Source organism: Trinickia sp. HAY1-2D (assembly GCF_056754935.1).
Map to the genome: position 1 here is coordinate 477,978 of NZ_JBPGWX010000001.1, position 23,809 is coordinate 501,786.

23 protein-coding genes are annotated in these 23,809 nt (G+C 63.2%); 9 read left to right on the forward strand and 14 right to left on the reverse strand.

All coding sequences use genetic code 11. The annotated features are described in order from the left end of the window. The first annotated feature begins 33 nt into the window (after window positions 1-33). Window positions 34-1,041, forward strand: a complete 1,008-nt coding sequence (iolG, locus tag ACR9ZC_RS02110) for an inositol 2-dehydrogenase (protein WP_481578925.1) — start codon at window positions 34-36, stop codon at window positions 1,039-1,041. Window positions 1,042-1,070: 29 nt separating this feature from the next. Here iolG and ACR9ZC_RS02115 read toward each other — a convergent pair whose 3' ends face one another. The 3 genes from ACR9ZC_RS02115 to ACR9ZC_RS02125 all read right to left on the reverse strand — a co-directional run bounded on the left by ACR9ZC_RS02115 (window position 1,071) and on the right by ACR9ZC_RS02125 (window position 3,209). Further along, on the reverse strand, window positions 1,071-1,790 hold the full coding sequence (locus tag ACR9ZC_RS02115) for a hypothetical protein (RefSeq protein WP_481578926.1): 720 nt from the start codon (window positions 1,788-1,790) through the stop codon (window positions 1,071-1,073). 104 nt (window positions 1,791-1,894) lie between these two features. Next, window positions 1,895-2,515, reverse strand: coding sequence for an acyl-homoserine-lactone synthase (locus ACR9ZC_RS02120; protein WP_481578927.1), 621 nt, complete (start codon window positions 2,513-2,515; stop codon window positions 1,895-1,897). A gap of 250 nt (window positions 2,516-2,765) precedes the next feature. After that, window positions 2,766-3,209, reverse strand: coding sequence for a DUF4902 domain-containing protein (locus ACR9ZC_RS02125; RefSeq protein WP_481578928.1), 444 nt, complete (start codon window positions 3,207-3,209; stop codon window positions 2,766-2,768). A gap of 88 nt (window positions 3,210-3,297) precedes the next feature. Between ACR9ZC_RS02125 and ACR9ZC_RS02130 the strand changes: the two genes are divergently transcribed. Continuing rightward, window positions 3,298-4,017, forward strand: a complete 720-nt coding sequence (locus ACR9ZC_RS02130) for an autoinducer binding domain-containing protein (protein WP_440559195.1) — start codon at window positions 3,298-3,300, stop codon at window positions 4,015-4,017. 56 nt (window positions 4,018-4,073) lie between these two features. On the opposite strand, the gene ACR9ZC_RS02135 is transcribed toward ACR9ZC_RS02130, so the two are convergent. From ACR9ZC_RS02135 to ACR9ZC_RS02155, 5 genes are all read right to left on the reverse strand, one after another. Further along, a complete protein-coding gene (locus tag ACR9ZC_RS02135; RefSeq protein WP_481578929.1) occupies window positions 4,074-5,819 on the reverse strand; it encodes an AMP-binding protein in 1,746 nt (581 codons plus the stop codon). A gap of 268 nt (window positions 5,820-6,087) precedes the next feature. Next, entirely contained in the window at window positions 6,088-6,315 is a 228-nt protein-coding gene (locus tag ACR9ZC_RS02140; RefSeq protein WP_481579745.1) for a hypothetical protein, read from the reverse strand. 101 nt (window positions 6,316-6,416) lie between these two features. After that, window positions 6,417-6,662: a hypothetical protein gene (locus ACR9ZC_RS02145; protein WP_331566559.1), complete on the reverse strand. Its 246-nt coding sequence runs from the start codon at window positions 6,660-6,662 to the stop codon at window positions 6,417-6,419. A 136-nt stretch (window positions 6,663-6,798) separates the two neighbouring features. Next, window positions 6,799-7,809: a threonine ammonia-lyase gene (locus ACR9ZC_RS02150; RefSeq protein ID WP_481578930.1), complete on the reverse strand. Its 1,011-nt coding sequence runs from the start codon at window positions 7,807-7,809 to the stop codon at window positions 6,799-6,801. 100 nt (window positions 7,810-7,909) lie between these two features. After that, entirely contained in the window at window positions 7,910-9,799 is a 1,890-nt protein-coding gene (locus tag ACR9ZC_RS02155) for a bifunctional sugar phosphate isomerase/epimerase/4-hydroxyphenylpyruvate dioxygenase family protein (protein WP_481578931.1), read from the reverse strand. Window positions 9,800-10,027: 228 nt separating this feature from the next. On the opposite strand from ACR9ZC_RS02155, the gene ACR9ZC_RS02160 reads away from it, so the two are divergent. Next, window positions 10,028-10,900, forward strand: coding sequence for a shikimate dehydrogenase (locus ACR9ZC_RS02160; RefSeq protein ID WP_481578932.1), 873 nt, complete (start codon window positions 10,028-10,030; stop codon window positions 10,898-10,900). A 77-nt stretch (window positions 10,901-10,977) separates the two neighbouring features. Continuing rightward, window positions 10,978-12,330: an MFS transporter gene (locus ACR9ZC_RS02165; protein WP_331574585.1), complete on the forward strand. Its 1,353-nt coding sequence runs from the start codon at window positions 10,978-10,980 to the stop codon at window positions 12,328-12,330. 82 nt (window positions 12,331-12,412) lie between these two features. On the opposite strand, the gene ACR9ZC_RS02170 is transcribed toward ACR9ZC_RS02165, so the two are convergent. Continuing rightward, on the reverse strand, window positions 12,413-13,093 hold the full coding sequence (locus tag ACR9ZC_RS02170; RefSeq protein WP_481578933.1) for a TetR/AcrR family transcriptional regulator: 681 nt from the start codon (window positions 13,091-13,093) through the stop codon (window positions 12,413-12,415). A gap of 72 nt (window positions 13,094-13,165) precedes the next feature. After that, window positions 13,166-14,281 carry a 4-hydroxyphenylpyruvate dioxygenase family protein gene (locus ACR9ZC_RS02175; RefSeq protein ID WP_331574581.1) on the reverse strand — a complete coding sequence of 372 codons (1,116 nt, stop codon included), beginning with the start codon at window positions 14,279-14,281 and terminating at the stop codon, window positions 13,166-13,168. Window positions 14,282-14,600: 319 nt separating this feature from the next. Here ACR9ZC_RS02175 and shiA point away from each other — a divergent pair, with 319 nt between their 5' ends. Further along, window positions 14,601-15,905 (forward strand): shikimate transporter, encoded by a 1,305-nt coding sequence (gene shiA / locus ACR9ZC_RS02180; protein ID WP_440559080.1) that lies wholly within the window; start codon window positions 14,601-14,603, stop codon window positions 15,903-15,905. 76 nt (window positions 15,906-15,981) lie between these two features. Further along, window positions 15,982-16,755 carry an IclR family transcriptional regulator domain-containing protein gene (locus ACR9ZC_RS02185; protein WP_481578934.1) on the forward strand — a complete coding sequence of 258 codons (774 nt, stop codon included), beginning with the start codon at window positions 15,982-15,984 and terminating at the stop codon, window positions 16,753-16,755. Window positions 16,756-16,825: 70 nt separating this feature from the next. On the opposite strand, the gene ehuA is transcribed toward ACR9ZC_RS02185, so the two are convergent. From ehuA to ehuB, 4 genes are all read right to left on the reverse strand, one after another. Beyond that, on the reverse strand, window positions 16,826-17,671 hold the full coding sequence (gene ehuA, locus ACR9ZC_RS02190) for an ectoine/hydroxyectoine ABC transporter ATP-binding protein EhuA (RefSeq protein ID WP_414720361.1): 846 nt from the start codon (window positions 17,669-17,671) through the stop codon (window positions 16,826-16,828). Window positions 17,672-17,739: 68 nt separating this feature from the next. Beyond that, complete coding sequence (gene ehuD, locus ACR9ZC_RS02195; protein ID WP_481578935.1) at window positions 17,740-18,408, reverse strand: ectoine/hydroxyectoine ABC transporter permease subunit EhuD; 669 nt, start codon at window positions 18,406-18,408, stop codon at window positions 17,740-17,742. Next, window positions 18,405-19,070, reverse strand: coding sequence for an ectoine/hydroxyectoine ABC transporter permease subunit EhuC (gene ehuC, locus ACR9ZC_RS02200; protein ID WP_331574573.1), 666 nt, complete (start codon window positions 19,068-19,070; stop codon window positions 18,405-18,407). The genes ehuD and ehuC overlap by 4 nt, the downstream gene beginning before the upstream one ends. A 74-nt stretch (window positions 19,071-19,144) precedes the next feature. Next, window positions 19,145-20,011: an ectoine/hydroxyectoine ABC transporter substrate-binding protein EhuB gene (ehuB, locus tag ACR9ZC_RS02205; protein WP_481578936.1), complete on the reverse strand. Its 867-nt coding sequence runs from the start codon at window positions 20,009-20,011 to the stop codon at window positions 19,145-19,147. A gap of 220 nt (window positions 20,012-20,231) precedes the next feature. On the opposite strand from ehuB, the gene ehuR reads away from it, so the two are divergent. The 3 genes from ehuR to ACR9ZC_RS02220 all read left to right on the forward strand — a co-directional run bounded on the left by ehuR (window position 20,232) and on the right by ACR9ZC_RS02220 (window position 23,767). Then, complete coding sequence (gene ehuR / locus ACR9ZC_RS02210) at window positions 20,232-21,632, forward strand: MocR-like ectoine utilization transcription factor EhuR (protein WP_440559075.1); 1,401 nt, start codon at window positions 20,232-20,234, stop codon at window positions 21,630-21,632. A gap of 138 nt (window positions 21,633-21,770) precedes the next feature. Further along, window positions 21,771-22,778 (forward strand): hydroxyectoine utilization dehydratase EutB, encoded by a 1,008-nt coding sequence (gene eutB / locus ACR9ZC_RS02215; protein ID WP_481578937.1) that lies wholly within the window; start codon window positions 21,771-21,773, stop codon window positions 22,776-22,778. Then, window positions 22,775-23,767 (forward strand): cyclodeaminase, encoded by a 993-nt coding sequence (locus tag ACR9ZC_RS02220; protein ID WP_481578938.1) that lies wholly within the window; start codon window positions 22,775-22,777, stop codon window positions 23,765-23,767. Before eutB ends, ACR9ZC_RS02220 begins: the two co-directional genes overlap by 4 nt. Window positions 23,768-23,809 lie beyond the last annotated feature (42 nt).

The window sequence follows — 23,809 nt, forward strand, 5'->3', positions numbered from 1 at the left end:
CGGTATTTCACAATCATCACCGAGGTTACTCATATGCTGAACACTGCGCTGTTGGGCGCGGGCCGGATCGGCCAGGTTCACGCCCGATCGATCGCTGCCCATCGGGACAGCCAACTCGTTGCCGTAGCCGATGTCGTTGCCGACGCGGCGCTAAAACTTGCCGCCGAATACGGCGCCCAGGCTCGCTCGGTCGACGATATCCTTGCGGATCCCACGATCGACGCCGTGCTGATCGCAACGTCGACGGACACCCATGCCGGTCTAATCGAGCGCGCGTCGGCAGCCGGAAAGGCCGTGCTGTGCGAGAAACCCGTCGACTTGTCGCTCGAGCGCGCGCGCGCGTGCGAGGCGAGCGTGAACCGCACCGGCGCAACAGTCATGATCGGTTTCAATCGACGTTTCGATTCCAACTTCAGTGCGTTGAAAGCCGCGCTCGATGCCGGGGAGATAGGCAAGGCCGAGCTGTTGACGATTACGTCCTTCGATCCGGCGCCGCCACCGCTGTCGTACATCGAGGTATCGGGGGGCCTGTATCGGGACATGATGATCCACGATTTCGACACTGCCTGTTGGCTGATGGGCGGTGCACCCGCGCGAATTTTTGCCAGCGGGGCATCGCTCGTCGATCCGCGGATCGGTTCGGCGGGTGATGTAGATACCGCGGTTGCGACGTTGTTCTGGGCGGACGGGCGGCTCGCCGTGATCAAGAATTCGCGCCGAGCGGGCTACGGCTACGACCAGCGCGTCGAACTGCTCGGCTCGGGCGGGTTACTCGCAGCGCAGAACGTGCTTGAAAATACCGTCGAAAGGATCAGCGACGCGGGGACGTTCTCGGCCAAGCCGGTCTACTTCTTCCTCGAGCGTTATCGGCGTGCATATGAAGCGGAGTGGAATGCTTTCGTCGACGCGGTGCGGGAGGGATCGCGCGCCGCCGTGACTCTGGCGGATGGCGTACTGGCTCTCGCTTGCGCGGAAGCTGCCGCGCGATCGGCGCGGAGCGGCAAAACTGAGCCGATTGCACCGGACTTGCGTGGCGGGTGACATCGCGCGCGTCATTGCCCTCGATCGAACTACGACGCAAGCGTCGTGCGCCGCTGACGGTAGCTCATGGCACTGGCCTGCTGGCGCGTATCCGCGACTTCATAGCGAATGGCGAGGCCGAACAGGCGCTCGAGTTCGGCCGCGACCCATGCGCACGTCTCGCGCGTGGCCGCGTGTGCGGCTTTTCCGTTGAAACGATATTCGAAGCAGACGATCACGTCGGCATTCTCGGTTCGACATGCCATATCGCGGAGTTCCGCGGGCGTCGACGCTGCCCGGGTGCGCGCGACGGCTTCGGCGAAGTGATATTCGAGCCACGCCGCAAAAAAAGCCGCGTCGCCTGCATCGGACAGCACGAATATCGCCTCTCCATCGGCCAGCGCCCGACTCGAGGCAGCCTGCAGCGCGTCGTAGCGCTCATTGCCGAGCGAGTCTCGGCGGGCAATCGGCCCGCCTGCAGCGCTGCGCTGCCGCAGTCGATGAGCATAAAGCGCTTGCCAGAATGCAATGTCGTCATCGCTTCGCGAAGGTTGCAGGACCGTTTCGCGCACGGGGGTTTTCCCTTGCACGGGACAGCGCGCCACGAGACGCGCTTCGCAAAGGGTCTCGCCGCCATACGTGACGCGGGCCTGGCGCGGCAGTCCCTGCGGCGGCAATTGCGCGTCGTCCGTCACGCCGACGGTGAAGCCGCGCCGGTCGATTGCGGCGAGCCGCATACGCTCGTCGGAACCCGCGAATTCGATGGACAACCCGGCTCTCGCGACGAAGGCCTGTATGGAGGATGAACTGGGCGAGGTGCACTGGGGTTGCAAGATGACTCTCCTTCAGGCGGCATGGCTATGAGAGGCGCGACTCAAACCGCGGCCTGCTGCGGCAGCAACGCCGGATCGAGACCGAGGGCCGCGAGCGTTTGCGAATCGATGTCGATCCAGCACGCCACGACCATGCGACCGTCGATGCGTTGAGCGGGCCCGGCCCGGTGAGCATGTACGCCGATGCGGCGGAAAAGCCGCTCCATACTCAGGAAGGTGACGCCGATCAGTTGGCGGGCCCCCAGCTTGGCGGCGCACTCGACGACGGAAGCCAGCATCGGCCGCACGGCCCACGACGTGTTTTCGTCACCCAGCGCGGCGGGATCGACATTTGCCGCACTGGCCGCGAAACGGGATAATTCCCAGACGTCGTCGGATACGGGCGCGGGCATGTCCGTGGCCAGCAGGAATGGGAAGAGATCGCGAAGCAGGTAGGGGCGGGTGGTGGGCAAGAGCCGCGCACAGCCGCAAATCGATCCGGATTCGTCGTGCGCGACGATGTAGATGGTGTCCTGCCGGTCGTACTGGTCACGCTCGAAGCGGTCTTCAACGCACGGCAGCTTCCAGCCGAGCTGCTCGACGAAGACCTGGTGGCGATACCGCGCGAGTGCGTTGTCGAGGTCTTCGGGGAGGCGCCCTTCGCCGTGAACGGAAGTCCGCATGGAGTCCTCGCATATGCTTTTTTGATGGACGCATTACAGCGCGCACCCCGAGGACCGGTAACTGTCAACGTTGACAGGGTTTTTCAGGCAATACGTCTCCCGCGCGGGGGTGGCGGATTCCCCACGCTGGCTGGTGAAAATTCATATCGAGATTGAAAAGAGGGCGTAATTTCCTTATAAATGAGTCCTGTAGAGGAATGATGAGATGATTGCGGGCGGGCTCACGGGCCGCTCGCGTTCCTTTTGTCGCTTATTGCAGTGCGGGCCCGGGTGCGTCGACGCCGGGAGGCGGTGACAGCGCGATGCGTGCAACGGCGTTCGGCCAATTGAGCTGGGCGAGACGGCGCATCAGCAGTTGCGCGGTTCGGGCCATACCGATATCGGTGCCGCGGGTGTCGACGCACATCACGTTGCTGCGCACATCGCCCCAGGCGATGACGAGCGCGCCGGAAGCGCGGTCGACATACCAGTCCCAGCCGACCGTCACATGGGCGCGCCCGGGGGCGCGCGCACGCTGCCATTCGGTGTAGCCGGCGCTCACGGCATCGACGGCGTCGGCACGCAATTCCTGCAACAGGCCTTCGTCGAGGCCGGAATCGACATGGACGAGCTGCAGGTGATCCAGCGCCTGTTCGGGAAGGCGCACGTAGCCGTCACGGGATGGGCCGGCGAGCAGGGTATTAGTTTGTCTCATGGGCCGGACTGTAGCAGTCCGACCCGGCCATGAGACCTGCTAACTATGACAGCATCGGGTGGGTATCGTAGGAACCGCGAGGTACAGGATGGAGTTGCTGCGCTGGCATGATGGCTACGAGAAGCTGAACGAAGCCAAGGACGAACGTCAGCTGTTCGAGCGGATGTCCGCGGTCGCCAAGGAACTGGGGTTCGAGTACTGCTGTTATGGCATCCGGGTCCCGTTGCCGGTATCGAACCCATCGGTCGCGATTTTCGACACCTACCCCGCGGGCTGGATGAAGCACTATCAGGAAAACAACTTCATCGCGATCGATCCCACCGTGCGCGAGGGCATGACGAAGAGCAGCCTGATCGTCTGGCCCGAGGCCACGGTCAGTGCCCCGCGCCTTTGGCAAGACGCGCACGATTTCGGCCTGAAGGTCGGCGTGGCGCATTCGAGCTGGGCGGCGCACGGCGTCTATGGGCTGTTGACGATGGCGCGGCCCGCCGAGATACTCACCCCTGCCGAAACCGATCGGCTGACGCTGCAGGCGAGCTGGTTCGCCAATCTTTCGCACGCTTTGATGAGCGAGTTTCTCGTGCCGAAGCTCGCCCCCGAGGCGAGCGTCGAGCTGACTCCGCGCGAATGCGAGGTGCTCTGCTGGACAGGGGAAGGCAAGACGGCGAACGAGATCGGACAAATCCTCAATATTTCCGAGCGCACGGTCAATTTCCACGTCAATAACGTGCTGTTGAAATTGAACGCGACGAACAAGATTCAGGCGGTCGTCAAGGCAATCGCAATCGGTTTGATCTCGACCGGATAGAGCCGCCCGCCCACCTCGGGCTCGCGCCGGCCGAGCGATGCGATTGCCGCAAGCGCTCAGTTCAGCTCGGGGAAATCCTCTTCCCGATACTCGTTAGGCAGTCGATCGGCCGCGTCGCCTCGCGCCTCTTCCCGGCGGCGCAATTCGACGCGGCGGATCTTGCCGGAAATCGTCTTCGGCAGCTCGAAGAGCTCGAGGCGGCGAATGCGCTTGTAGGGCGACAGCCGCTCGCGCGAGAAGCGAAAGACGCTTTGAGCCAGTTCGGGGCCATACGTGAAGCCGTGACGCAGCGTGACGTAGGCCTTCGGCACGGACAGGCGCAAAGGATCGGGGCTCGGCACGACGGCGGCTTCGGCGATGGCTTCGTGCTCGATCAGCGCGCTCTCGAGTTCGAACGGGCTCAGGCGGTAATCGGCCGATTTGAAGACATCGTCGGCGCGTCCGATATAGATGTAATAGCCATCGGGCCGCCGCAGCGCGATGTCGGACGTGTGGTAGAGCCCCTCGCGCATCACGTGGCGCGTAGCATCGGGGTTGTTCGCATAGCCGGTCATGAGCCCGAGCGGCCCGGCAGGTGCGCGGGCGCCGCCTGGGTCCGCCGCGGCGCCAAGTTCGAGCGCGACCTCGCCTTCGTCACAAACGATGCCGTCGGCATCGACGAGCGTGATCCGGTAGCCCGGCATCGGCCGGCCCATCGATCCGGGAACCACGGACTGGCCCGGCGAGTTGCCGATCACGCAGGTGGTCTCGGTCTGACCGTAGCCGTCGCGTATCGTTATGCCCCAGGCCTGTTTTACCCGTTCGATGATCTCGGGGTTCAGCGGCTCGCCGGCGCCGACGATCTCTCGCAACGAAACGGCGTAGGAGGTCAGCGGTTCTTGAACGAGCATGCGCCAGACCGTCGGCGGTGCGCATAAGGTCGTTACGCGATGCTTGACCACTGCTTCGAGCACCGCGCGGGGATCGAAGCGGGTGTACTGCATTGCGAAGATGCACGCGCCCGCATTCCATGGCGCAAACAAACAGCTCCACGCATGTTTGGCCCAGCCCGGCGAGCTGATGTTCCAGTGCATATCGCCGGGTTGTAGGCCGATCCAGTACATCGTCGACAGGCTGCCGACGGGATAGCTCTCGTGGGTGTGCTCGACGAGCTTCGGTTTCGACGTCGTGCCGGACGTGAAGTAGAGCAGCAGCGGATCGGCGGCCCGCGTCACCCCGTCGGCCGTGAACTCGGCGCTGGAGGTATAGCCTTGCGAGAAATCGAGCCATCCTTCCCCAGCGCTCGTATGAGAAGCCGGCCCGACTGAGATCTTCACGAGCGGTCTGCCGCCGTTTTCGAGCCCGTCGAATTTCGCGCGCTCGGCGGCGTCGACGATGGCGAACGTCGGCTGCGCGATCTGTATGCGCTCGCGCACGTCGGCCGGTGAGAGTTGTGTCGTCGCCGGCAGCAGTACGGCGCCGAGTTTCATGACCGCCAGCATGGCGTCCCAGAGCTCGACGCAATTGGGGAGCATCAGCAGCACGCGATCGCCGCGCGCTACCCCGGCGGCCCGCAGGAAGTTGGCGATGCGCGAGGATCGCTCCGACATTTCGGCGAAGGAGAGCCGGATGTCGAGTTGGGCGCCGTCGACGATCCGCAACGCTGCGGCGCTGTTGCCGCGTGCCATGACGTCGAAGTAATCGAGCGCCCAATTGAATTCATTGAGCACGGGCCACGCAAACTCATCGTAGGCGCGCTGATAGTCGGTTCGATGGCGCAGCAGAAAATCGCGCGCGGCCAAAAAGCGTTGCGATGCTGTCATTGCTGTCTCCTGCGGAGCGCGGGCTCCGATCGGTGCAAAGCGGCGGTTGCCGTCCGGGTCTCTTCGTTTATGGGCGAGCCCGGCGCGCTGCGAGTATCTCGTGCATGGAGACATCGCTGTACGACGGGGCGGCCGAAGCTCGACTGGCTATGATTGGCTTTCCTATTTTGTTCGTTCGAGCCTCCCAACGCCATCTCGGAACATCCCTGCGGCCACCGCAATGCCGGCACTGGGAGAGGATCGCCGCTATGAAAAAAGCTGTCTACGGTTAACTGACGGCGCACAATCCTGGCGTCGTTGCTTGCAAGGATAGGCGCAACGGATCGTGGCTCGGCACGACAGCAGCTTCGGCGATGGCTTCGTGCTCGATCAGCACGCTCTCGAGCACGAACGGACTGAGGTGGTAATCGGACGATTTGAGGACGTCGTCGGCGCGTCGGATGTAGGTGTAATGGCGCCCCGACGCTTCGCGTGTGGCGCGAATGCCTCGCGTCACGATGTGGTGGCCAGCACTCGAGTGGCTATTCTTTTCTTGCCGATTTTGTCGGCTCGGCACCATCTTGCTTCGTCGTCGGTAACGGCCATAGACGCGTCGCCTCAGGAGACACCGAGCCCCCGCAAGACAGCGTTACCATCCTCCGTCAATTGAAAGCGCGTGTCGCCTTGCTCGGTATTGACTTGCTCGATCAGCCCTGCTTCCCTGAGTAACGGGATCTCCGGCTTTGCCGCGAGGTCGACCGGCGCATGCAGCAACAACAGGAGCGTTGCGATCTCATGGTGGCTCAGGATGCGCCGCAGCATGGTGCGTGGCTTTGGCATGGCGCGCTCGGTCGTGTCGTGCATGGCAGGGCCCTTATCCCAAAATTCAGCCGAATCGATGGTGCTCAACTCGGCTTAAGTGACGCTTAAAATCGCGGCCCTGGTTTTGCAACAAGGCATTACGTCGTAATAATCCCGGGCGGCCCGACGAACCGTTCCATTACTCTTGCATCCACGCGTTGAATGAATCGACCAGCACGTTCGCTCCGCAGAGGACCACGGCCACCCGTTTACCTCGATATCGCGAGGGGTCTTCGAGGATTGCCGCGATGCCGAGAGCGGCAGAGGGTTCGACAACGAGGCGAGCGTGCCGGTAGAGCATGCGCATCGCCGTTACGATGCTCGTCTCTTCGACCAGCGGGACGTGGTCGGCAACGGCCAGCAGGTCATGGAGAACCGCTGGAATGGGAAACCTGCCCGCGACGCCGTCTGCGATGGTATCGGTGCGCTCGGTGGTGACGATCGATCCTGCGCGCCATGACATGGCCATCGCGGGGGCGCCTTTGGGCTGGATGCAGACGACGTCCGTCGCCGGCGACAAGGTTTTGAAGACATGGCCCACGCCTGTCGCCAGTGCGCCTCCGCCGAGCGCTAGCGCAATGACATCGATGCGATCGAATCCTTCCACCAGCTCCAGACCGATGGTGCCGGCACCTTCACAGGTATCGAGGTTCTCGCTGTCCTCAACGAGAAATGCATCGCCGTTGGCGGCGATTTCCCGGGCCCGCTCGCGCGCATTCTCGATATCTCCGTCCACGAGTTCGACAGCGGCGCCCAGCCGACGGATTCGATCGATCTTTGCGGCATTGGCACTTGTGCCTGCGATCACCGTAACCGGAATACCGCGCGCCCGGCCGCTATAGGCGAGTGCTTGCCCCAGATTGCCAGCACTGGCGCACACCGCGGCATTCGGCCCTTGGCTCGATGCGAGGCGTGACATGACGACCTCGCTCCCGCGCCCCTTGAAGCACCCTATCGGGTTGGCGGTCTCCAGCTTGACGATCAGCTCGCAGTCCAACAGCTCGCCGAGAGCGGGACATTCGAAGTGGGGCGTGTCGCGAAACACCTTTGAAATTTGGTGTCTGGCGTGCACGATGCGTCGGAAATCCAGCCGCGTGTCTGGCTCCGCGCCTTCGTAGCGTTCTGTGGGCTTTCCACTGATGACCTGCATAGACGACCTCCGAAACGATGGGAAATCATACCAGCGTGTCGGAGTGCCCCCCGTCCTCGTGCGCAATCACGAACCGCTCTGGAGGGCGCCATCTGCCTGGCTAACGCCGCGTCCGCGCTTGCGCGGCAAACCTGACAGCGGCATTGGCCGCGCCATAGCCATCGTACCCGCCGCGCCGCTCGGCGATTTCGATCGAGAAGCGCCCACCGATCTGTTCCGTGTATGCGTGCAAGAACTCGCCGCCGCGCTCGTCGCGGTCGTACAGAATGTGTTGCTCGCGCAGCGTTTCGATGAATTCGTCGGCTAGCGCATAGCGGGCCGAAAGGTCGTCGTAATAGTTGCCCGGTATCCGCAGCATGGGCACGCCGCTCGCGCGGAAGGCGGCCAGCGCGCCGAAGATGTCCGGCGTTTTGAACGCAACGTGGTCCAGCCCGGAGCCGCGATAGGTTTCCAATGCTCTAGCCGCTGCCGTATGCCGGTCGAGCGACGCATTCAGCGCGATGCGCACCGATCCGTCGCGGCTGCGCATCGCCTTGCTGCGCACGAGGCCATAGGGATCGGGAACGAGCCACGCCGGTTCCGCTTCAAAACCGAACGCGGTCCTGAAAAATAAAATCCAGGTATCGAGCGAATCGCCCGGTAGCGAGAGGCTGACGTGATCGATGCCGGTGATCTTCGATTCGTGCGGCGTCGGGCTCGGCGTGAGGACGAAATCGGATTCGAACAGCGTGGGTGCACCCGGCGTCTCGTCGACGAAATATTGAAGGCTGCCATCCGGCGCGAGCACGCTCGGCAGGACGCGCTCGTTCGGGCCCACTCGTCCCGAGAACGGCTTGTAACCGAAGCTTGCCGCGTGCTCGAACGCAGCGCCGGCATCGTCCACGCGAAACGCCGACGCGCAAAGCGACAGGCCATGCCGCGCGTGAAATGCACCGGCGAACGAATCGCGCTCGGCATTGAGCACGAGTGCGGCCGAGCCCTGCTGAAACAGCGTGACGTCCTTCGAGCGGTGCTGGCCGGTACGCGCAAAGCCAAGCTTGCCTAACCAGTCCGTTAATTGTGCAACCGCCGCATCGTCGACGGCGAATTCGAGGAACTGGAACCCGACGTGCGCAGGCGCTGCCGGCGGCGCGAACAGGGCAACACCGGGCGCAGCAGGCGTGTGCGTTTTTTCGAGCAGCGTGCGTGCGCAGTCTTCGAGATAAAGCAGCGAGCGATAGCCGTCCATCGCCGTACTGGCCGGCGGTGCAGCGCGAAATCCATCGTTGAATATCTCGAGCGAAAGCGGCCCCGCATAGCCCGATTCGACGACGCGCGCGGTAAAGCCTGCCACATCGAAGTCCCCCTGGCCGGGAAAGCAGCGGTAATGGCGGCTCCATTCGAGCACGTCCATCGCGAGCTTCGGCGCATCGGCAATTTGCACGAAGGCTATCCGGTGCCCCGGGATCGAGGCGATGCCGTCGATCGGATCGCCGAGCGACAACGTGTGGAAGCTGTCGAGGGCGAGCCCCAGATTCGGATGATCGACCGCATCGACCATCGTCCAGGCTTGTCCGTAGGTCTTGACGTGGCGGCCCCAGGCGAGCGCTTCGTATGCCACCACGATGCCAGCGCTTTGCGCGGCGCATGCCAGCGCGCCCAACTGATCGACGATGAGCGCTTCGTCGCCGATCGCATCGGGCGACACGTTGCTGCAAACGAGCAGACGATCCGAACCGAGCGCATGCATCAGTTCGAACTTGCGCCGCGCACGTTCGAGATTGCGTGCGAAGCGCTCTTCGCTCACGCCCTCGAAGTCGCGAAACGGCTGAAACAGCACGATTTCGAGCCCCAGGTCATTCGCCACGCGTCGGACATCGCCGGGCGTTCCGTCGAAATAGAGCAGATCGTTCTCGAAGATCTCGACGCCGTCGAAACCTGCCTGGCGAATGGCTTGCAGTTTTTCGAGCAGCGTTCCGCTGACGGAGACGGTTGCAATGGAGCGTTTCATGAATGACTCCCGAGCGCGCGGTTTGCGTGCCTGCCGCAGCGGTCGATCAAGGAAAAATGTACGAGTTGATCACAGATTGATGCGCAGGAATGCCCATGCCGCACGTGTTCGATCGATTGTATTCTAGGAACTAACTAGATGGTACAAATTCGTACAAACCCCAACCGACAAGCGCGGGAAAAAGCGCGACACTTGCGTCCGACAGGAATCAGGATCCAGGAGTCAGTCGTGACAAGGACAATCGAACGCTCGTTTCTGGTTGGTTTGATCGGCTCGGGCATAGGCGGATCGCTATCCCCGGCAATGCACGAGGAGGAGGGCCGCCGCCTCGGGCTTACGTACGTGTATCGCCGTATCGACCTCGAAATGCTGCGCCGCGATGTATCCGCATTGCCGAATCTGCTCGAAGCTGCCGAATCGATGGGATTCGATGGCGTGAACGTGACGTATCCGTGCAAGCAGGCCGTCATCGAGCTACTCGATGAGCTTTCCGACGACGCACGCGCGCTCGGGGCCGTCAACACCGTGCAGTTCAAAGACGGGCGCCGCATCGGCCACAACACGGACTGGTCCGGATTTCGCCGCGCCTTCGAGCGCGGCCTACCCGGCGCATCGTGCGAGCGCGTCGTTCAGCTCGGGGCGGGCGGAGCGGGTGCGGCGGTGGCGCACGCTGCGATGACGATGGGCGCGCGCGAGCTCGCGCTCGTCGATGTCGACCCTTCTCGGGCGCGGGCGCTTGCGGCCGAGCTGCAAGTGCGTTTTCCGCAAGCGCGGGTTCATGCGATCGACGGCTCGCCGGCGATGCTGGGGGATGCGCTTGCGGCGGCCGACGGCCTCGTCCACGCGACACCTACCGGAATGGCGAAGCATCCCGGGCTCCCGCTTCCATCGGAATTGCTGCACCCGCGCCTGTGGGTGGCCGATGTCGTCTATTTCCCGATCAAGACCGAGTTGCTGAACGCGGCAGAAGCGCTGGGGTGCCGCACGTTGACCGGCGGCGGCATGGCTGTCTATCAGGCTGTCGAGGCATTCGAGATTTTTACGGGCATCGCGCCGAATGCCGAACGGATGTTCGAGCACTTCCAAACCTTGCTGCGCTGAACATCGGATCCTGGCGCCGCCGCTTTACCGCACTCCCACCACACTTATTCGATCGATACTGACAGGAGACATCAACCATGCGACAGCAGATTCCTTCCGGCGTGCCGGGGCAGCCGCCAGCCGCCGAACGTACGGCCTCGAGCACCATGCGCCGTTCGTCCGCGCGCTACGAGATCCTCGCGCTGCTCGCAATCGGTACGATGATCAACTATCTCGATCGGACGGTGCTGGGCATTGCGGCGCCGCAGCTCACCAAGGAGCTCGGCATCGGCGCCGCGGTGATGGGCATCATGTTTTCCGCTTTTTCGTGGACCTATGCCGCCTCGCAGATCCCGGGCGGGATCTTTCTCGACCGGTTCGGCAGCAAGCTCACGTATTACATCGCGATGACGTTCTGGTCGGTCTTCACCCTTGCGCAAGGTCTTGTACACGGCGTGGGATCGCTGCTCGCGTGCCGGCTCGGACTCGGCGTTTCGGAATCGCCTTGCTTTCCGACCAACAGCCGCGTCGTGGCAACCTGGTTTCCCCAGCGCGAGCGGGCATTGGCCACCGGGACTTATACGGTCGGCGAATACATCGGTCTTGCCTGCTTCAGTCCGTTGCTGTTCGCGTTGATGGGCGCTTACGGATGGCGCTCGTTGTTCTTCGTGGTGGGCGCGGCCGGTATCGTCTTCGGTCTCGTCTGGTGGCTCTTTTATCGCGAACCGCACGAACACCCGCGTGCCAATGCGGCCGAGATCGAATACATCGAGGCGGGCGGTGGTCTCACGCGCGACGAGCGCAACCGTGCACGCGCATCGAGCAGCTTTTCGTGGAGCACGATCGGTGAGTTGCTCAAGCATCGCCAGCTCACGGGGATTTGCCTTGGCCAGTTCGCCGGCAATTCGACGCTGGTCTTCTTCCTGACCTGGTTCCCCACCTATCTGGCCACTGAACGGCATATGGGTTGGCTCAAGATCGGCTTCTTCGCCATTTTGCCGTTCATTGCGGCTTCGATCGGCGTGATGTTCGGAGGGTGGTTGTCCGACTCGCTGCTGCGGCGCGGGAAGTCGGCGAACGTCGCGCGCAAGCTGCCGATCATCACCGGGCTCCTGCTCGCGTCCACGATCGTGCTGGCCAACTATGTGAAGAGCGACACGGTCGTCATTGCGATCATGTCGGTTGCGTTCTTTGCGCAGGGCATGGCCGCGCTGGGCTGGACGCTCGTTTCCGACATCGCGCCCGAGGGCTTGCTCGGTTTGACCGGCGGCATCTTCAACTTCGCGGCGAACCTCGCGGGCATCGTCACGCCACTCGTGATCGGCTTCATCGTCGCGGCAACGGGATCGTTCGTCGGCGCGCTCGTTTTCATCGGCGTAGTCGCGCTGATCGGGGCGCTCTCGTACGTATTCGTCGTCGGCGATATCAAGCGGATTTCGCTGGCGTCATAACCGCCCCCGCTCACCGCGGGACCGGGCCATCTTACGGCGGCGCAATGCCGCCGTAGTCGCTGGTGCGTCTACGCTGATTGCATCACGGTTCGCGAACGAAGCGCAGCACGGCATCGACGATCATGTCCCGATGCCGTGTCCGCAACCGCGGATGCGAGGGGTCGCGGCCGAACGCCGCGCCGAACGTATAACGGTTCGAGATGCGGTGAAAGCAGAACGAACTGATGAGCAGGTGCAGATCGATCGGATCGATATCGGGCCGAAAGCGTCCTTCGGCGGCCCCGCGCGCGAGCAAATCTTCGATCGTATTGACGATGCTGACGTTGCGGCTTTTGAATGCCTTCAGCTGCGTGATGTATTTCGCGCTATGGACGTTCTCGATTGCGATGAGCCGAACGAAATCGCGGTGCTTGTCGTGATAGTCGAACGTGAATTCGACCAGGCGGCGCATGCCTTCCTCGGGCTCCAGTTCTTCGACGTTGAGCGCTTGCTCCAGCGTGCGAATATCGCCGTAGACTTTCTCGAGCACGGCTTCGTAAAGCCCTTCCTTGCTCTCGAAGTAGTAATAGAGCATGCGCTTCGTCGTATTGGTTCGCTCCGCAATCGCGTCGACGCGCGCACCCGAAAGCCCCATCGCGGAGAACTCCTGCGTGGCGACTTCGAGGATATTGCGCTTCGTTTCTTCGGGATCGTATTTGCGGCGGGCTTCGGCGGGTAGCTCATTACCGTTGGACACGGTTGCCTTGACGGGGGCCTTTTTCATTTTGCGCGGGTGCGGCTATGACGGCGCATTCTAGCATGCGCCCGATCACCGGCCGCGCCGCGTCGGCAGGCCTTAGCCCGCCGCGCGGGCATGTTCGAGCGCTTGCAGATTGCCTTCGCCGAAACCATGATGACCGCGCCGCTCGACGACCTCGAAGAAGATTTCGGTGGGCCCGCGCCTGACGAACGTTTGCAGGAAAAGCCGTGGCGCGCCATTTTCCTCGATCGCGCCGTCGACCAGAACGTTACGGCTGCGCAGCGCCTCGATATCGAGGCCATGCCCCGGCAATCGGGCGTCGATTTCCGCGTAGTAGCGCGGCGGCGGTTCGAGAAACTCGAGTCCGTTCGCACGTAGCTTATCCACGCAGCTCAGGATGTCGTTCGTCGCAAGGGCGATGTGCTGCACGCCTTCGCCGGGATGATCGGGCAGATACTCGTGCAAGAGCCGCGTGCGCTGCGTGCCTTCTTCGTAAAGCGGGATCGTGATGCCACCGCAAGGCGACTGCATGACGCGCGAATCTGACGAAACATGCCAGTCGGCGTGCAACTCGTGAATCTCGCGAAAGTCGAGCATCTCCCGATAAAAGTCCAGCCACTCGGAGATTCGCCCCGCACCGACCATCTGCGTGAAGTGATCGACCTGCGACAGGCCGGCGTCGCTGCCGGTTGTTGCGCTGCCGGTCGCAGCGGGGAGCGGGCGAAAGTCGATATCGAAGATGGTCTGGTCGCCGGTCGCGCCGCCGCGGCCGTGCCACCGATCCACGAAGTAGATGTGCGAATTGCCGATGCCTTGAATCGCGGGAATCACGAGTTCCGACTGACCGACGCTTTCGCCTTCGAAGGCCCATGCGCCACGCTCCGTTGCGCGCTCGAACGCGCGTTGCGCATCGTTCACGCGCACCCCGATCGCGCAAATGCCCGCTCCATACTCCTCGGCGTAGCGGGCCGCGAACGAGTCCGGCTCGGCATTGATCAGGAAGTTCATCGTGCCCTGGCGGTAGAGCGTGACGGCCTTGCTGACATGTCGCGCGCGCGCCGTAAAGCCTAGCTGCTCGAAACGCCGCGCAAGCGCGTCGGGCGCGGGCGCCGCGAACTCCACGAATTCGAGTCCGGCGATGCCAAGCGGATTGGATGGCGCGCTGTCACCGACGAGCGGCTTTGCGGACGAATCGGGAAAGTCGGTGATCATTGGGACAGCCTCCTCGGGCTCATGCAGCGCTTGCCGCGACGTGTAATTTTAACCATTCAGTACATCTATCTGCGAGCCTGCCCGCGCGCACAGCGTTTTTCGATCGGTCGGCCGGTCGGTGCAAACCCCGAAAGCGTGCGATCATCGCACGGAACATTGCGATCATCGCACGCCGCCCGCCGGAAATCCGTTGTCTGCGCAAGCTCGCCCGCTTATGCTCCGAGCAACTGTCGCACAGCGCGGTGCTTTGCGGTACCGCAGCCTCGCACGAACAGGCCAGGCGCGTTCGCGTCGATTCGAACAATCCGGAGACATCGTCATGATTCCAGCAGCTCACGCACTCGACAAGGCCGCGATCGATCCGTCGCGAAGCCGCGCGCGAAAAGCCGCGCTCGGCAGCTTCGTCGGCGCCGTCGTCGATTGGTACGATTTTTTGCTTTACGGCATCGTCGCGGCCCTCGTGTTCAATTCGGCGTTTTTCCCGAGCGTGGGACCTGCGATGGGCATGATCGCCGCGTTCGCGACGTTCGGCGTGGGTTTTCTGTTCCGGCCATTGGGCGGTGTCGTTTTCGGACATTTCGGAGACCGTCTCGGCCGCAAGCGCATGCTCGTGTTGACCGTCATGCTGATGGGGCTGTCCACCGCATCGATCGGGCTGTTGCCGACATTTGCCAGCATCGGCTGGTGGGCGCCCGTGCTGCTCGTCGCGCTGCGGGCCATCCAGGGCTTTGCCGTGGGCGGGGAGTGGGGCGGCGCCGCGTTGATGGCCGTTGAAAGCGCGCCGGAAGGCAAGAAAGCGTTCTATAGCAGCGGTGTGCAAGTGGGTTATGGCGTCGGCCTGATTCTTTCGACGGGGATCGTTTCGATCATCAGCCAATCGATCGACAATGCGGCGTTCAAATCCTGGGGATGGCGCCTGCCGTTTCTGTTCAGCGTCGTGCTTGTCGGTGTGGCGCTTTGGATTCGCTCGAGCATGGAAGAGTCGCAGGAGTTCGTCAAGGAAGTCGAGATCGGGCACCACAAGGCGCGCCTGCCGGTGCTCGAAGCGCTGCGCAACCATCCCGGCGGCTTCGCGCTCATCATTGCACTGCGGCTGGCCGAGTTGTTCACGATGTACATCGTGACGACATTCGCGCTCAGTTACTCGACGGCAAACCTCGGTATGTCGCGCGATCTTTTCCTGCATATCGGCTTGATCGTGGGCTCGGTCAGCTGCGTCACGATCCCGTGCTTCGCGTGGCTGGCCGACCGTTTCGGACGGCGGCGCGTTTATTTGACCGGCGCCTTGATCGGCGCGTTGGCGGCCGTGCCGTTTTTCCTCGCGCTCGAATCGCGTGCAACGCTGCCGATCGTCGTCTTCGCGGTGTTGCTTGCCAACATCTCGCACGATATGGTCGTGAGCGTGCAACAGCCGATGTTCACCGAGTTTTTTGGCGCGTCCTATCGCTATAGCGGTGCCGGAGTGGGCTATCAGGTCGCGAGCGTCGTAGGTGGGGGCTTTACGCCATTCATCGCGGCGGCACTCGTTGCCTTTGCCGGCGGTTCGTGGCATCCGGTTGCCGCCTATCTCGTCATCGGCTGTCTGCTTTCGTTCGTCGTGGCATGGCTCATGGGCAAGCGCTGAGCGCGGTGTTGGGCAAAGCCGGGATCGCGGTCGTGCCGAGGGCCCGCTCGTATTCATACTGTCTGCGAGCCGCTCGATGAAGCGGCCGCCGGCCCTCGACAAGCGCGACTGGATCGCCGGGCTCGAGAAGGGGCTCGCCATTCTCGAAGCGTTCGACGACAAACACGCGCGCATGACGGCGACCGAAGCCGGGGTGCGTACCGGCCTCTCCCGTACCGCCGCGCGCCGCTATCTGCTGACGCTCGAGCATCTCGGCTATGTCTATACCGACGGCAAGCTCTACGGCCTGACACCGCGCGTGCTGCGAGTCGGCTGGTCGTATTTCGATTCGGCCCGTCTGCCTCGTCTCGTGCAGCCGTATTTGCAGCAGTTGAGCGCGACGCTGAAGGAATCGGTCTACGTGAGCGTGCTGGACGAATGGGAACTGGTGTTCATCGCGCGTAACGGCGCGTCGCGCGTCATGACCACGGGTTTCGTGCTGGGCGCGCGCGTGCCGGCGCCGCTTGCTTCGCCTGGCGTGGTGCTGCTCGCGCATGAGCCGAATCAGGACGCCATGAACGAATGGCTCGATACGACGGAGCTCGCGCCGTTCACCCCGTTCACGATAACGGACAAGGCGCAGTTGCGCGAGGCGATCCGGCGCTCGCGCGCGGAAGGCTTTGCCGTCGTCGAACAGCAATTGCAGGTCGGCGTGCGAGGTATCGCCGTTGCGCTCAAGAACCGGCAGGGCGTTGCGGTTGCCGCGCTCAGTACCAACATGCCGATCGGCAAGGAAACGACTGAAGCGGCGCTGCAGCGCGTGCTGCCTTATTTGCAGGAAACCGCGCTGGCGATGATGAACGTGCTTTAGGGCGTTTGCGCGCCTGCCGCCTATTGGGCCGGGAGGTGGCGGGGCGCGGCATGGATTGGCTGCGGCGCTCTCAAAGCGCTTCGCGCACCGCGCGCAAAAACTGCTGCGTCCGTTCGTGCTTCGGTGCGGAGAAGAATTCCCTCGGCGGCCCTTGTTCGACGATCTTTCCCTGCGAAAAGAAACAGACGCGGTCCGCGAAGTCCTTCGCGAATCCCATCTGATGCGTGACCATCAGCATCGTCAGGTTGTGCTCCTCGCCGAGCCGGCGAATCACATTGAGTACCTCGCCGCAAAGCTCGGGATCGAGCGCGGACGTGACCTCGTCGAACAGCATGACTTTCGGCCGCATTGCCAGTGCGCGCGCGATCGCGACGCGCTGCTGCTGTCCGCCCGAGAGTTGCGACGGATAGTGATTGCATTTGTCGGCCAGACCGACGAGCGATAGCAGCTCGCGCGCACGTTCGACGGCTTCGTTGCGGGCGAGCCCCAGCGAGTGGATCGGCGCTTCGATCGTGTTTTGCAGCGCGGTCATGTGCGGAAACAGATTGAAGCTCTGAAAGACCATGCCGATCTTGCTGCGTACAGCGCGCAGGTGGCGCGGCGAGGCCGGCACGAGCTTGCCGCCGCTGCGCATGTGTGTGAGGGGTTCTCCGTCGACTTCGATCATGCCGCTCGTCAGCGGATCCAGCGTCATGAGCACACGCAGCAGAGTCGATTTGCCCGAGCCGCTGGGCCCGATGATCGCAACTTTTTCGTTCGGTGCGACATCGAGATCGAGTTCGTCGAGCACCGTCAGGGCGCCATAGCGTTTGGTGACACCGAGAAAGCGCACCATGGGTGCGGCTTGCGCTCGTTGCGGTGTTTGCGCGGCATCCTCGCCGCGCTGGGCGAGGGTGCGTTCGTCGTCTCGCTTCATCGGTTGCTCCATGACGGGCGTTGCGGGAGAGGCGGTTGGATTGGTCGGCGCGTCGGACGAGGTCTTCATCATGGCAGCCTTACCGCGCGTTCGACGCGACGCACGAGTGCGGCGAAGCTCACGCTGATGATCAGAAAGAAAACGCCGGCGAGCGTGATGGGCTCGAGATAGCGGAACGTTTCGGAACCGATATTCTTCGCCTGCTGCATCAACTCGACAACGGTAATCGCCGACAACACAGGCGTGTCCTTGAACATGGCCACGAGATAGTTGCCGAGCGCCGGGATGACGGGACGAATGGCCTGCGGCAGCACGATGCTGCGGTATGTGCGCCAAGGCGATAGCGAAAGCGCGCACGCGGCTTCCCATTGCCCGCGCGCGACGCAGTTCAATCCCGCGCGATAGACCTCGGACGTGTAGCACGCATAGTGCAGCGCAATTCCGATCGTACCGGCCGTCAATGCGGACATCGTGATGCCGTAGACGGGCAGCACGTAGAAGATGACATAAACCTGAATCAGCAACGGTGTGCTGCGGATGAATTCGACGATGAACGTCACCGTATAGGAAACAGGCTTGATGGTGCTGCGTCGCAGTACGGCGAAAACGAGCCCCAGCGCCAGCGCAATGGCGAAACCGACGAGCGTGATGAGGATCGTATAGACCGACGCGTGAAGCAAGGCCGGCAGAATGCGCTCGGCATAGCCGAGATCGAAAAGGCGGTCCGTGCCGTTCATTTGGCGCCTCCCCGCGCGACACCGTAGCCATGGCTGACGCGGCGCTCGAAATAACGCATGACGGTGGCGAGCAATTGAGCGAGCACGAAGTAGATCACGAGTGTCAGCGTGAAGATCTCGGCGGTTTCGAACGTCGCCTGGTCCAGCTGGCGTGCTCTGAACGAGAGATCCGAGAGCGTGATGAGCGAAACGAGCGAGGTGCCTTTGAGCAACTCGATCATCAGGTTGGTGGCGGGCGGCAGCGCGTTGATCATCGCTTGGGGGGCAATGATGCGCCGCAGCCGGGTCAGTGCGGGCAGGTTGAGGGCAAGAGCCGCTTCGTATTGTCCGCCGGGCACGGAGCGCAGCGCGCCGCGCAGGATCTCGGATCCATAAGCACCATAGTGCAGCCCGAGGCCGATGATTGCCACCTGGAACGGCGTCATGCTGATGGAGATCGGCGGCAACGGCAGGACGAAAAAGAACCAGAAAAGTTGCACGAGCAACGAGGTGCCGCGAAACACCTCGACGTACACGTTGCCGATCCAGCGCAGCGGCGCGAACGGCGAGAGTTTCGCCGCAGTCGCGACGCAGGCCATGACGATCGCGAGGAGTGTGCCGAGCGCGGCGATCTGCACCGTGACGAGTGTGCCGCGCAACAGCAAGGGAAGCAATTCCGACATTGGACGTTTCCTCGTGTCCGGATGTTTCGGGAGCGGGCGGCGTTAGCTCGCGGGAATCGGCGGCACGCCGCCGCTCAGCTACCGCTGCAGACCTCGGCCGCGGTTTTGGTCGTCAGATTCGACTTGTCGAAGCCGAACGGTCCAACCGTTTGCAGATGATCGGGGGTGCCGAGCCAGCTGTGCAGCACCTTGTCGACGGCGTCGCGCAAGTCCGTATCCTCCTGGCGAAACGCCAGCGCGCCGTAACCGGTGTGTTTCGGGTCGTCGGTAAAGCTGGTGACGACTTCGACCTGCCCCGGGTCCTTCTTCGCAAGCGCCTTCATCGTGAGACCGGTGCCGACGGCGGCATCGACGCGGCGGGCGCGCACGGCCTGCAGTTGAGCGGTCGTATCGGGTACCTGCAGGAGTTGGTCCGTTTTCACGCCTTCTTGCTGCGAGTAGCCGACCTCGACGGTACCGGACATGACCGCAAGCTTCGCGTCGGGCAGTTTCGCGATGTCCTTGTAGCTTTGCAGCTTCTTCGGGTTGCCTTTTTGCACGAGCAGCGTGTCCTGGATCTGGTATTGCGGATCGGCGAACGCAACCTGCTTGCACCGTTCCGGGGTGATGTACATACCCGCGGCGATGACGTCGAAGCGGCCCGCCTTGAGGCCCGGAATCAGCGAGCCCCATTCCGTCAGCACGGCATCGACTTTCTTGACGCCAAGCTTGGCAAAGACCTTCTTGGCAATCTCAGGAGATTCGCCGGTGACGGTACCGTCGGGGGCAGTGTAGGCGAACGGGGCTTCGTTCGCATAGCCGATGCGGACTTCGCCGGTACGCTGAATGCGTTGCAACGTCGTTTCCGCGAACGCGCTCGGTACGAGCATGACGAAGCCGGCTGCGACAAGGCAACCGGCGATGAGCAATCCTGACAACTGGCTGAATCGATTGGCTTTCATGACATTCCCGAGCGTAGTGGGTGAGTCCGTTCGGCGACGAGCGCGCCGGCCTGATCAGACAAGGCCCGCGATCGGGCCGGCGAGATCGATGCCAAAGCCGTGAAACCTTGTCCTGAGCGCAGGATACAAAGCCATTTTTTTGTTCTCGATTGCTCTAGGACAATAATTCTCCCTGTGGGTTTTGTCACACCATGCGAAATGGGACGAGCGGAGGCAGATAGTGATCCAAGATTGGCGCGATGCGGTACGGGCGGTCCACGGCGTGGAATCGAAGTACAAACGGCTCGTCAAGGCCATCGCGGCGGACATCGAAGCCTCGGTGCTGACGGCCGGCACGCGGCTGCCGCCGCAGCGAGACGTGGCCGGCGAACTGCAAATCAGCGTGCAGACCGTCACCAACGCGTACAAGGAGCTCGAGCGCCAGGGGCTCATTCGCTGCGAGGTCGGGCGGGGCAGCTTCGTCGCCCCGCGCGTCACGGAAAAGATGGCCAACTACATGCTCGATACGGCCGAGCGCTCCGTCATCGATTTTTCGATCGCACGCATCATCCACACGCCGGAGCACGATGCGATGTGGCGCAAGATCTGCGCCAAACTCGCAAAAATCGAAGATCAGCCCTGGATTCGCGCGTTTCGGCCGATCGCCGGTTTCGAGCATCATCGACGCGCGGGTGTGGCCTGGCTCGACGCGCTTCGCATGCCGGCGTCGACCGATACGCTGCTCGTCACGAATGGCGCTGCGCACGGCATTTTTCTCGCGCTCGCATCGCTCGTGCGGCCCGGCGATACCGTTGTCTGCGAGAGCCTGACCGATCACGGCGTGATCGGATCGGCCAACGTACTTGGGTTTACCCTCAAAGGTCTCGAGATCGACGAGTTCGGCATCCACCCCGAGCATTTCGAGGAGCTTTGCGACAGCGAACGCGTGACGGCATTGGTCTGTACGCCCAATCTGAACAATCCGACCGTGGCGCTCATGCCTGAATCCCGGCGGCGCGCGATCGCGAGGATCGCGGAGCGCTATGGTGTTTATGTCATCGAAGACGATGTTTACGGTCCGCTGCTCACGAAGCCCCTGCCGCCGATTTCGAGCCTGATTCCCGAGCTCTCGTTCTATTGCACGAGCATGACGAAATCGGTGCTTGCGGGGCTGCGCATCGGTTATCTGAGCACGCCGCGCCGGCTCGCGTTGCGCACCGAGAGTACGCTGCGCGTTTCGAGCTGGATGGCGACTTCGCCGATGGCGGAGATCGCCACGCGCTGGATCGACGACGGTACGGCTACCCGCCTCGTGCAGATACAGCGCGAGCGCCTCGCGCGCAGGCAGGCGCTCGTCGCGCAGATGCTCGGCAGCTACGTGCAGGGCAGCCATCCCCACGCACTCTCTGTCTGGCTGCGCGTGCCGGAGCACTGGCAGGCCGATCATCTCGTGCGGGCACTGCGCAAGCGCCATATCGCCGTGACATCGCCCGATCCGTTTCTCGTGCGCGGTGTCGAAAGCCGGCCGAATGCGGTGCGGCTGTGCGTGGGGGCGGAAGTGAGCGACGACGTCTTCGCCGAGGCGCTGCAGACCGTACGCGAGGTGTTCGAACAATATCCGCAGGTCCACGCGGTCGATTGACGGTATCGATCGAACGCGTGCGCCGAATCCGAAATGAACTAGGACAATCGAATTCGTTTTTCAGGACATTAGACTGGGCAACACTGATGAGCCGCATGCCCTTGGGGCCGCGCTCGACTTTTATCGGTGTACCCGTCTATGTCAGTCATTTCGCTTGCCGATGTCTACCGTGCGCGGCGTCGCCTTATGGGCCGTGTCGTCCCTACGCCGCTCGTCGAATCCGCGAGCCTTTCCGAGCTCGCCGGTACCCGCGTCTACCTGAAGCTCGAAACCGTGCAGCCGACGGGCAGCTTCAAGATCCGCGGCGCGACGAACGCGCTCGCGCAATTGGCCGAGCGCGGTGTGACGCGCGTCGTTACCGCATCGACGGGCAATCACGGCCGGGCGGTCGCGCATGCCGCGCACGCGCTGGGTCTCGAGGCCACGGTCTGCCTTTCGTCGCGGGTTCCTCAGAACAAGGTGCAAGCCGTGCGGGCGCTCGGCGCGAAGGTATGTCTGGCCGGCAACAGCCAGGACGACGCCGAACGGGAAGCGGCGCGGCTCGCGGTGCAAGAAGGGCTCGCGTATGTGCCGCCCTTCGACGACCTCGATGTCATCGCCGGGCAGGCGACGATCGGGCTCGAAATCATCGAAGCGCTGCCCGCCGCCGCGCAGATCGTGGTGCCGCTGTCAGGCGGCGGCCTTTTTTCCGGTGTTGCATTCGCGGCCCGGCAGTGCTGTCCCGACGTCAAGCTCACGGGCGTCACGATGCGCAGCGGCGCGGCCATGCACGCCAGCCTTGCAGCCGGCAAACCCGTATGCGTCGACGAAATCGCGACATTGGCCGATTCGCTGGGCGGCGGCATCGGTCTTGCGAATCGATACACCTTTTCGATGACGCGATCGTTGATCGACGATGCGCTTTTGGTCGATGAGGAAGCGATCGCACGTGCCATCGTCCATGCGTATCGGCACGAGCGGCTGATCCTGGAGGGCGCCGCCGCGGTCGGCATAGCCGCCGTGCTCGGCGGTGCGGTGTCGGCTTCGACGCGGGCGCGCCGCGGTCCGATCGTTCTCATCGCAAGCGGCGCGAACATCGATATGGATCTGCATCGACGCTTGCTGCTCGAAGCGCCAGACGTCGAACCGGAGCACGTCTTCTCATGAGCGACATTCTCATTGCCGGCGAAGCAACGCTTCGCGAACTCGTGCCGCTCGACCGCGCGGCCATCGATCAAGTGGAGGCGGCGTTCGTCTCTCTGGCGACGGAAGCGATCGCCATGCCGCCGGTTCTTCGATTGGATGTGCCCGCGCATCGCGGCGAGGTCGACGTGAAGACAGCCTATCTGCCGCGTTTCGAGAGCTTCGCGATCAAGGTGAGTCCCGGCTTTTTCGACAATCCGGCGCTCGGGCTACCGAGTCTGAATGGGCTCATGCTCGTGCTGTCGGCGAAGACGGGCCTCACGCAGGCGGTGCTGCTCGACAACGGCTATCTGACCGCGGTGCGAACGGCCGCAGCCGGCGCCGTTGCGGCGCGCTGGCTCGCGCGACCGGATGCGAAGCGGGCAGCGGTCATCGGCGCGGGAGAGCAGGCACGCCTGCAACTCCAGGCACTGATGCTCATTCGCGATATCGAGGCCGTGACCGTCTGGGCGCGCAAGCGGGCCTCGGCCGAGCGGTTGGCGGCCGATGTGCGCGGGACGCTCGGCTTGCCTTGCGAGGTGATGTCGGACGTCGGTGCGGCATTGCGTTGCGCCGATATTGCCATCACGACGACGCCCAGCCGCGAGCCGCTCGTCGGTCCGGGCGATTTGCACCCCGGGCTCCATATCACGGCGATGGGATCGGACGCCGAGCACAAGAACGAGATCGCGCCCGCTGTGTTGGCGCAGGCGCGCTATATCTGCGACCGCCTCAGTCAGACGCGCGTGTTGGGTGAGCTTCGCCACGCGATCGAATCCGGGGTGTGCGAACGGGATGCGGTATTCCCCGAGCTCGGGGCAATCGTTGCGGGCCGTGCCGCGGGACGCACGAGCGCCGACGACGTGACGATATGCGATCTGACAGGCACCGGTGCGCAGGACACGGCGATCGCGGCACTCGCGCTCGAGCGCGTGCGCGCGGCCGGGGCGGGTACCGCGTTTCGTAACGTATGAGAGTTGGAATGCGGTCTGTCGCGGTGCGGAGCAGACCGGGAT

Excerpts from the sequence above, each read along its gene's own strand:
- ehuD (WP_481578935.1), bottom strand. The coding sequence starts at position 18,408 with ATGAACGGCACGGACCGCCTTTTCGATCTCGGCTATGCCGAGCGCATT.
- ACR9ZC_RS02120 (WP_481578927.1), bottom strand. The coding sequence starts at position 2,515 with ATGCGGACTTCCGTTCACGGCGAAGGGCGCCTCCCCGAAGACCTCGAC.
- eutB (WP_481578937.1), top strand. The coding sequence starts at position 21,771 with ATGTCAGTCATTTCGCTTGCCGATGTCTACCGTGCGCGGCGTCGCCTT.
- ehuC (WP_331574573.1), bottom strand. The coding sequence starts at position 19,070 with ATGTCGGAATTGCTTCCCTTGCTGTTGCGCGGCACACTCGTCACGGTG.
- ACR9ZC_RS02150 (WP_481578930.1), bottom strand. The coding sequence starts at position 7,809 with ATGCAGGTCATCAGTGGAAAGCCCACAGAACGCTACGAAGGCGCGGAG.
- ACR9ZC_RS02130 (WP_440559195.1), top strand. The coding sequence starts at position 3,298 with ATGGAGTTGCTGCGCTGGCATGATGGCTACGAGAAGCTGAACGAAGCC.
- ACR9ZC_RS02135 (WP_481578929.1), bottom strand. The coding sequence starts at position 5,819 with ATGACAGCATCGCAACGCTTTTTGGCCGCGCGCGATTTTCTGCTGCGC.
- shiA (WP_440559080.1), top strand. The coding sequence starts at position 14,601 with ATGATTCCAGCAGCTCACGCACTCGACAAGGCCGCGATCGATCCGTCG.
- ehuB (WP_481578936.1), bottom strand. The coding sequence starts at position 20,011 with ATGAAAGCCAATCGATTCAGCCAGTTGTCAGGATTGCTCATCGCCGGT.
- ACR9ZC_RS02175 (WP_331574581.1), bottom strand. The coding sequence starts at position 14,281 with ATGATCACCGACTTTCCCGATTCGTCCGCAAAGCCGCTCGTCGGTGAC.
- ACR9ZC_RS02125 (WP_481578928.1), bottom strand. The coding sequence starts at position 3,209 with ATGAGACAAACTAATACCCTGCTCGCCGGCCCATCCCGTGACGGCTAC.
- ACR9ZC_RS02155 (WP_481578931.1), bottom strand. The coding sequence starts at position 9,799 with ATGAAACGCTCCATTGCAACCGTCTCCGTCAGCGGAACGCTGCTCGAA.
- iolG (WP_481578925.1), top strand. The coding sequence starts at position 34 with ATGCTGAACACTGCGCTGTTGGGCGCGGGCCGGATCGGCCAGGTTCAC.
- ACR9ZC_RS02185 (WP_481578934.1), top strand. The coding sequence starts at position 15,982 with ATGAAGCGGCCGCCGGCCCTCGACAAGCGCGACTGGATCGCCGGGCTC.
- ACR9ZC_RS02145 (WP_331566559.1), bottom strand. The coding sequence starts at position 6,662 with ATGCACGACACGACCGAGCGCGCCATGCCAAAGCCACGCACCATGCTG.
- ACR9ZC_RS02165 (WP_331574585.1), top strand. The coding sequence starts at position 10,978 with ATGCGACAGCAGATTCCTTCCGGCGTGCCGGGGCAGCCGCCAGCCGCC.
- ACR9ZC_RS02220 (WP_481578938.1), top strand. The coding sequence starts at position 22,775 with ATGAGCGACATTCTCATTGCCGGCGAAGCAACGCTTCGCGAACTCGTG.
- ACR9ZC_RS02170 (WP_481578933.1), bottom strand. The coding sequence starts at position 13,093 with ATGAAAAAGGCCCCCGTCAAGGCAACCGTGTCCAACGGTAATGAGCTA.
- ehuA (WP_414720361.1), bottom strand. The coding sequence starts at position 17,671 with ATGAAGCGAGACGACGAACGCACCCTCGCCCAGCGCGGCGAGGATGCC.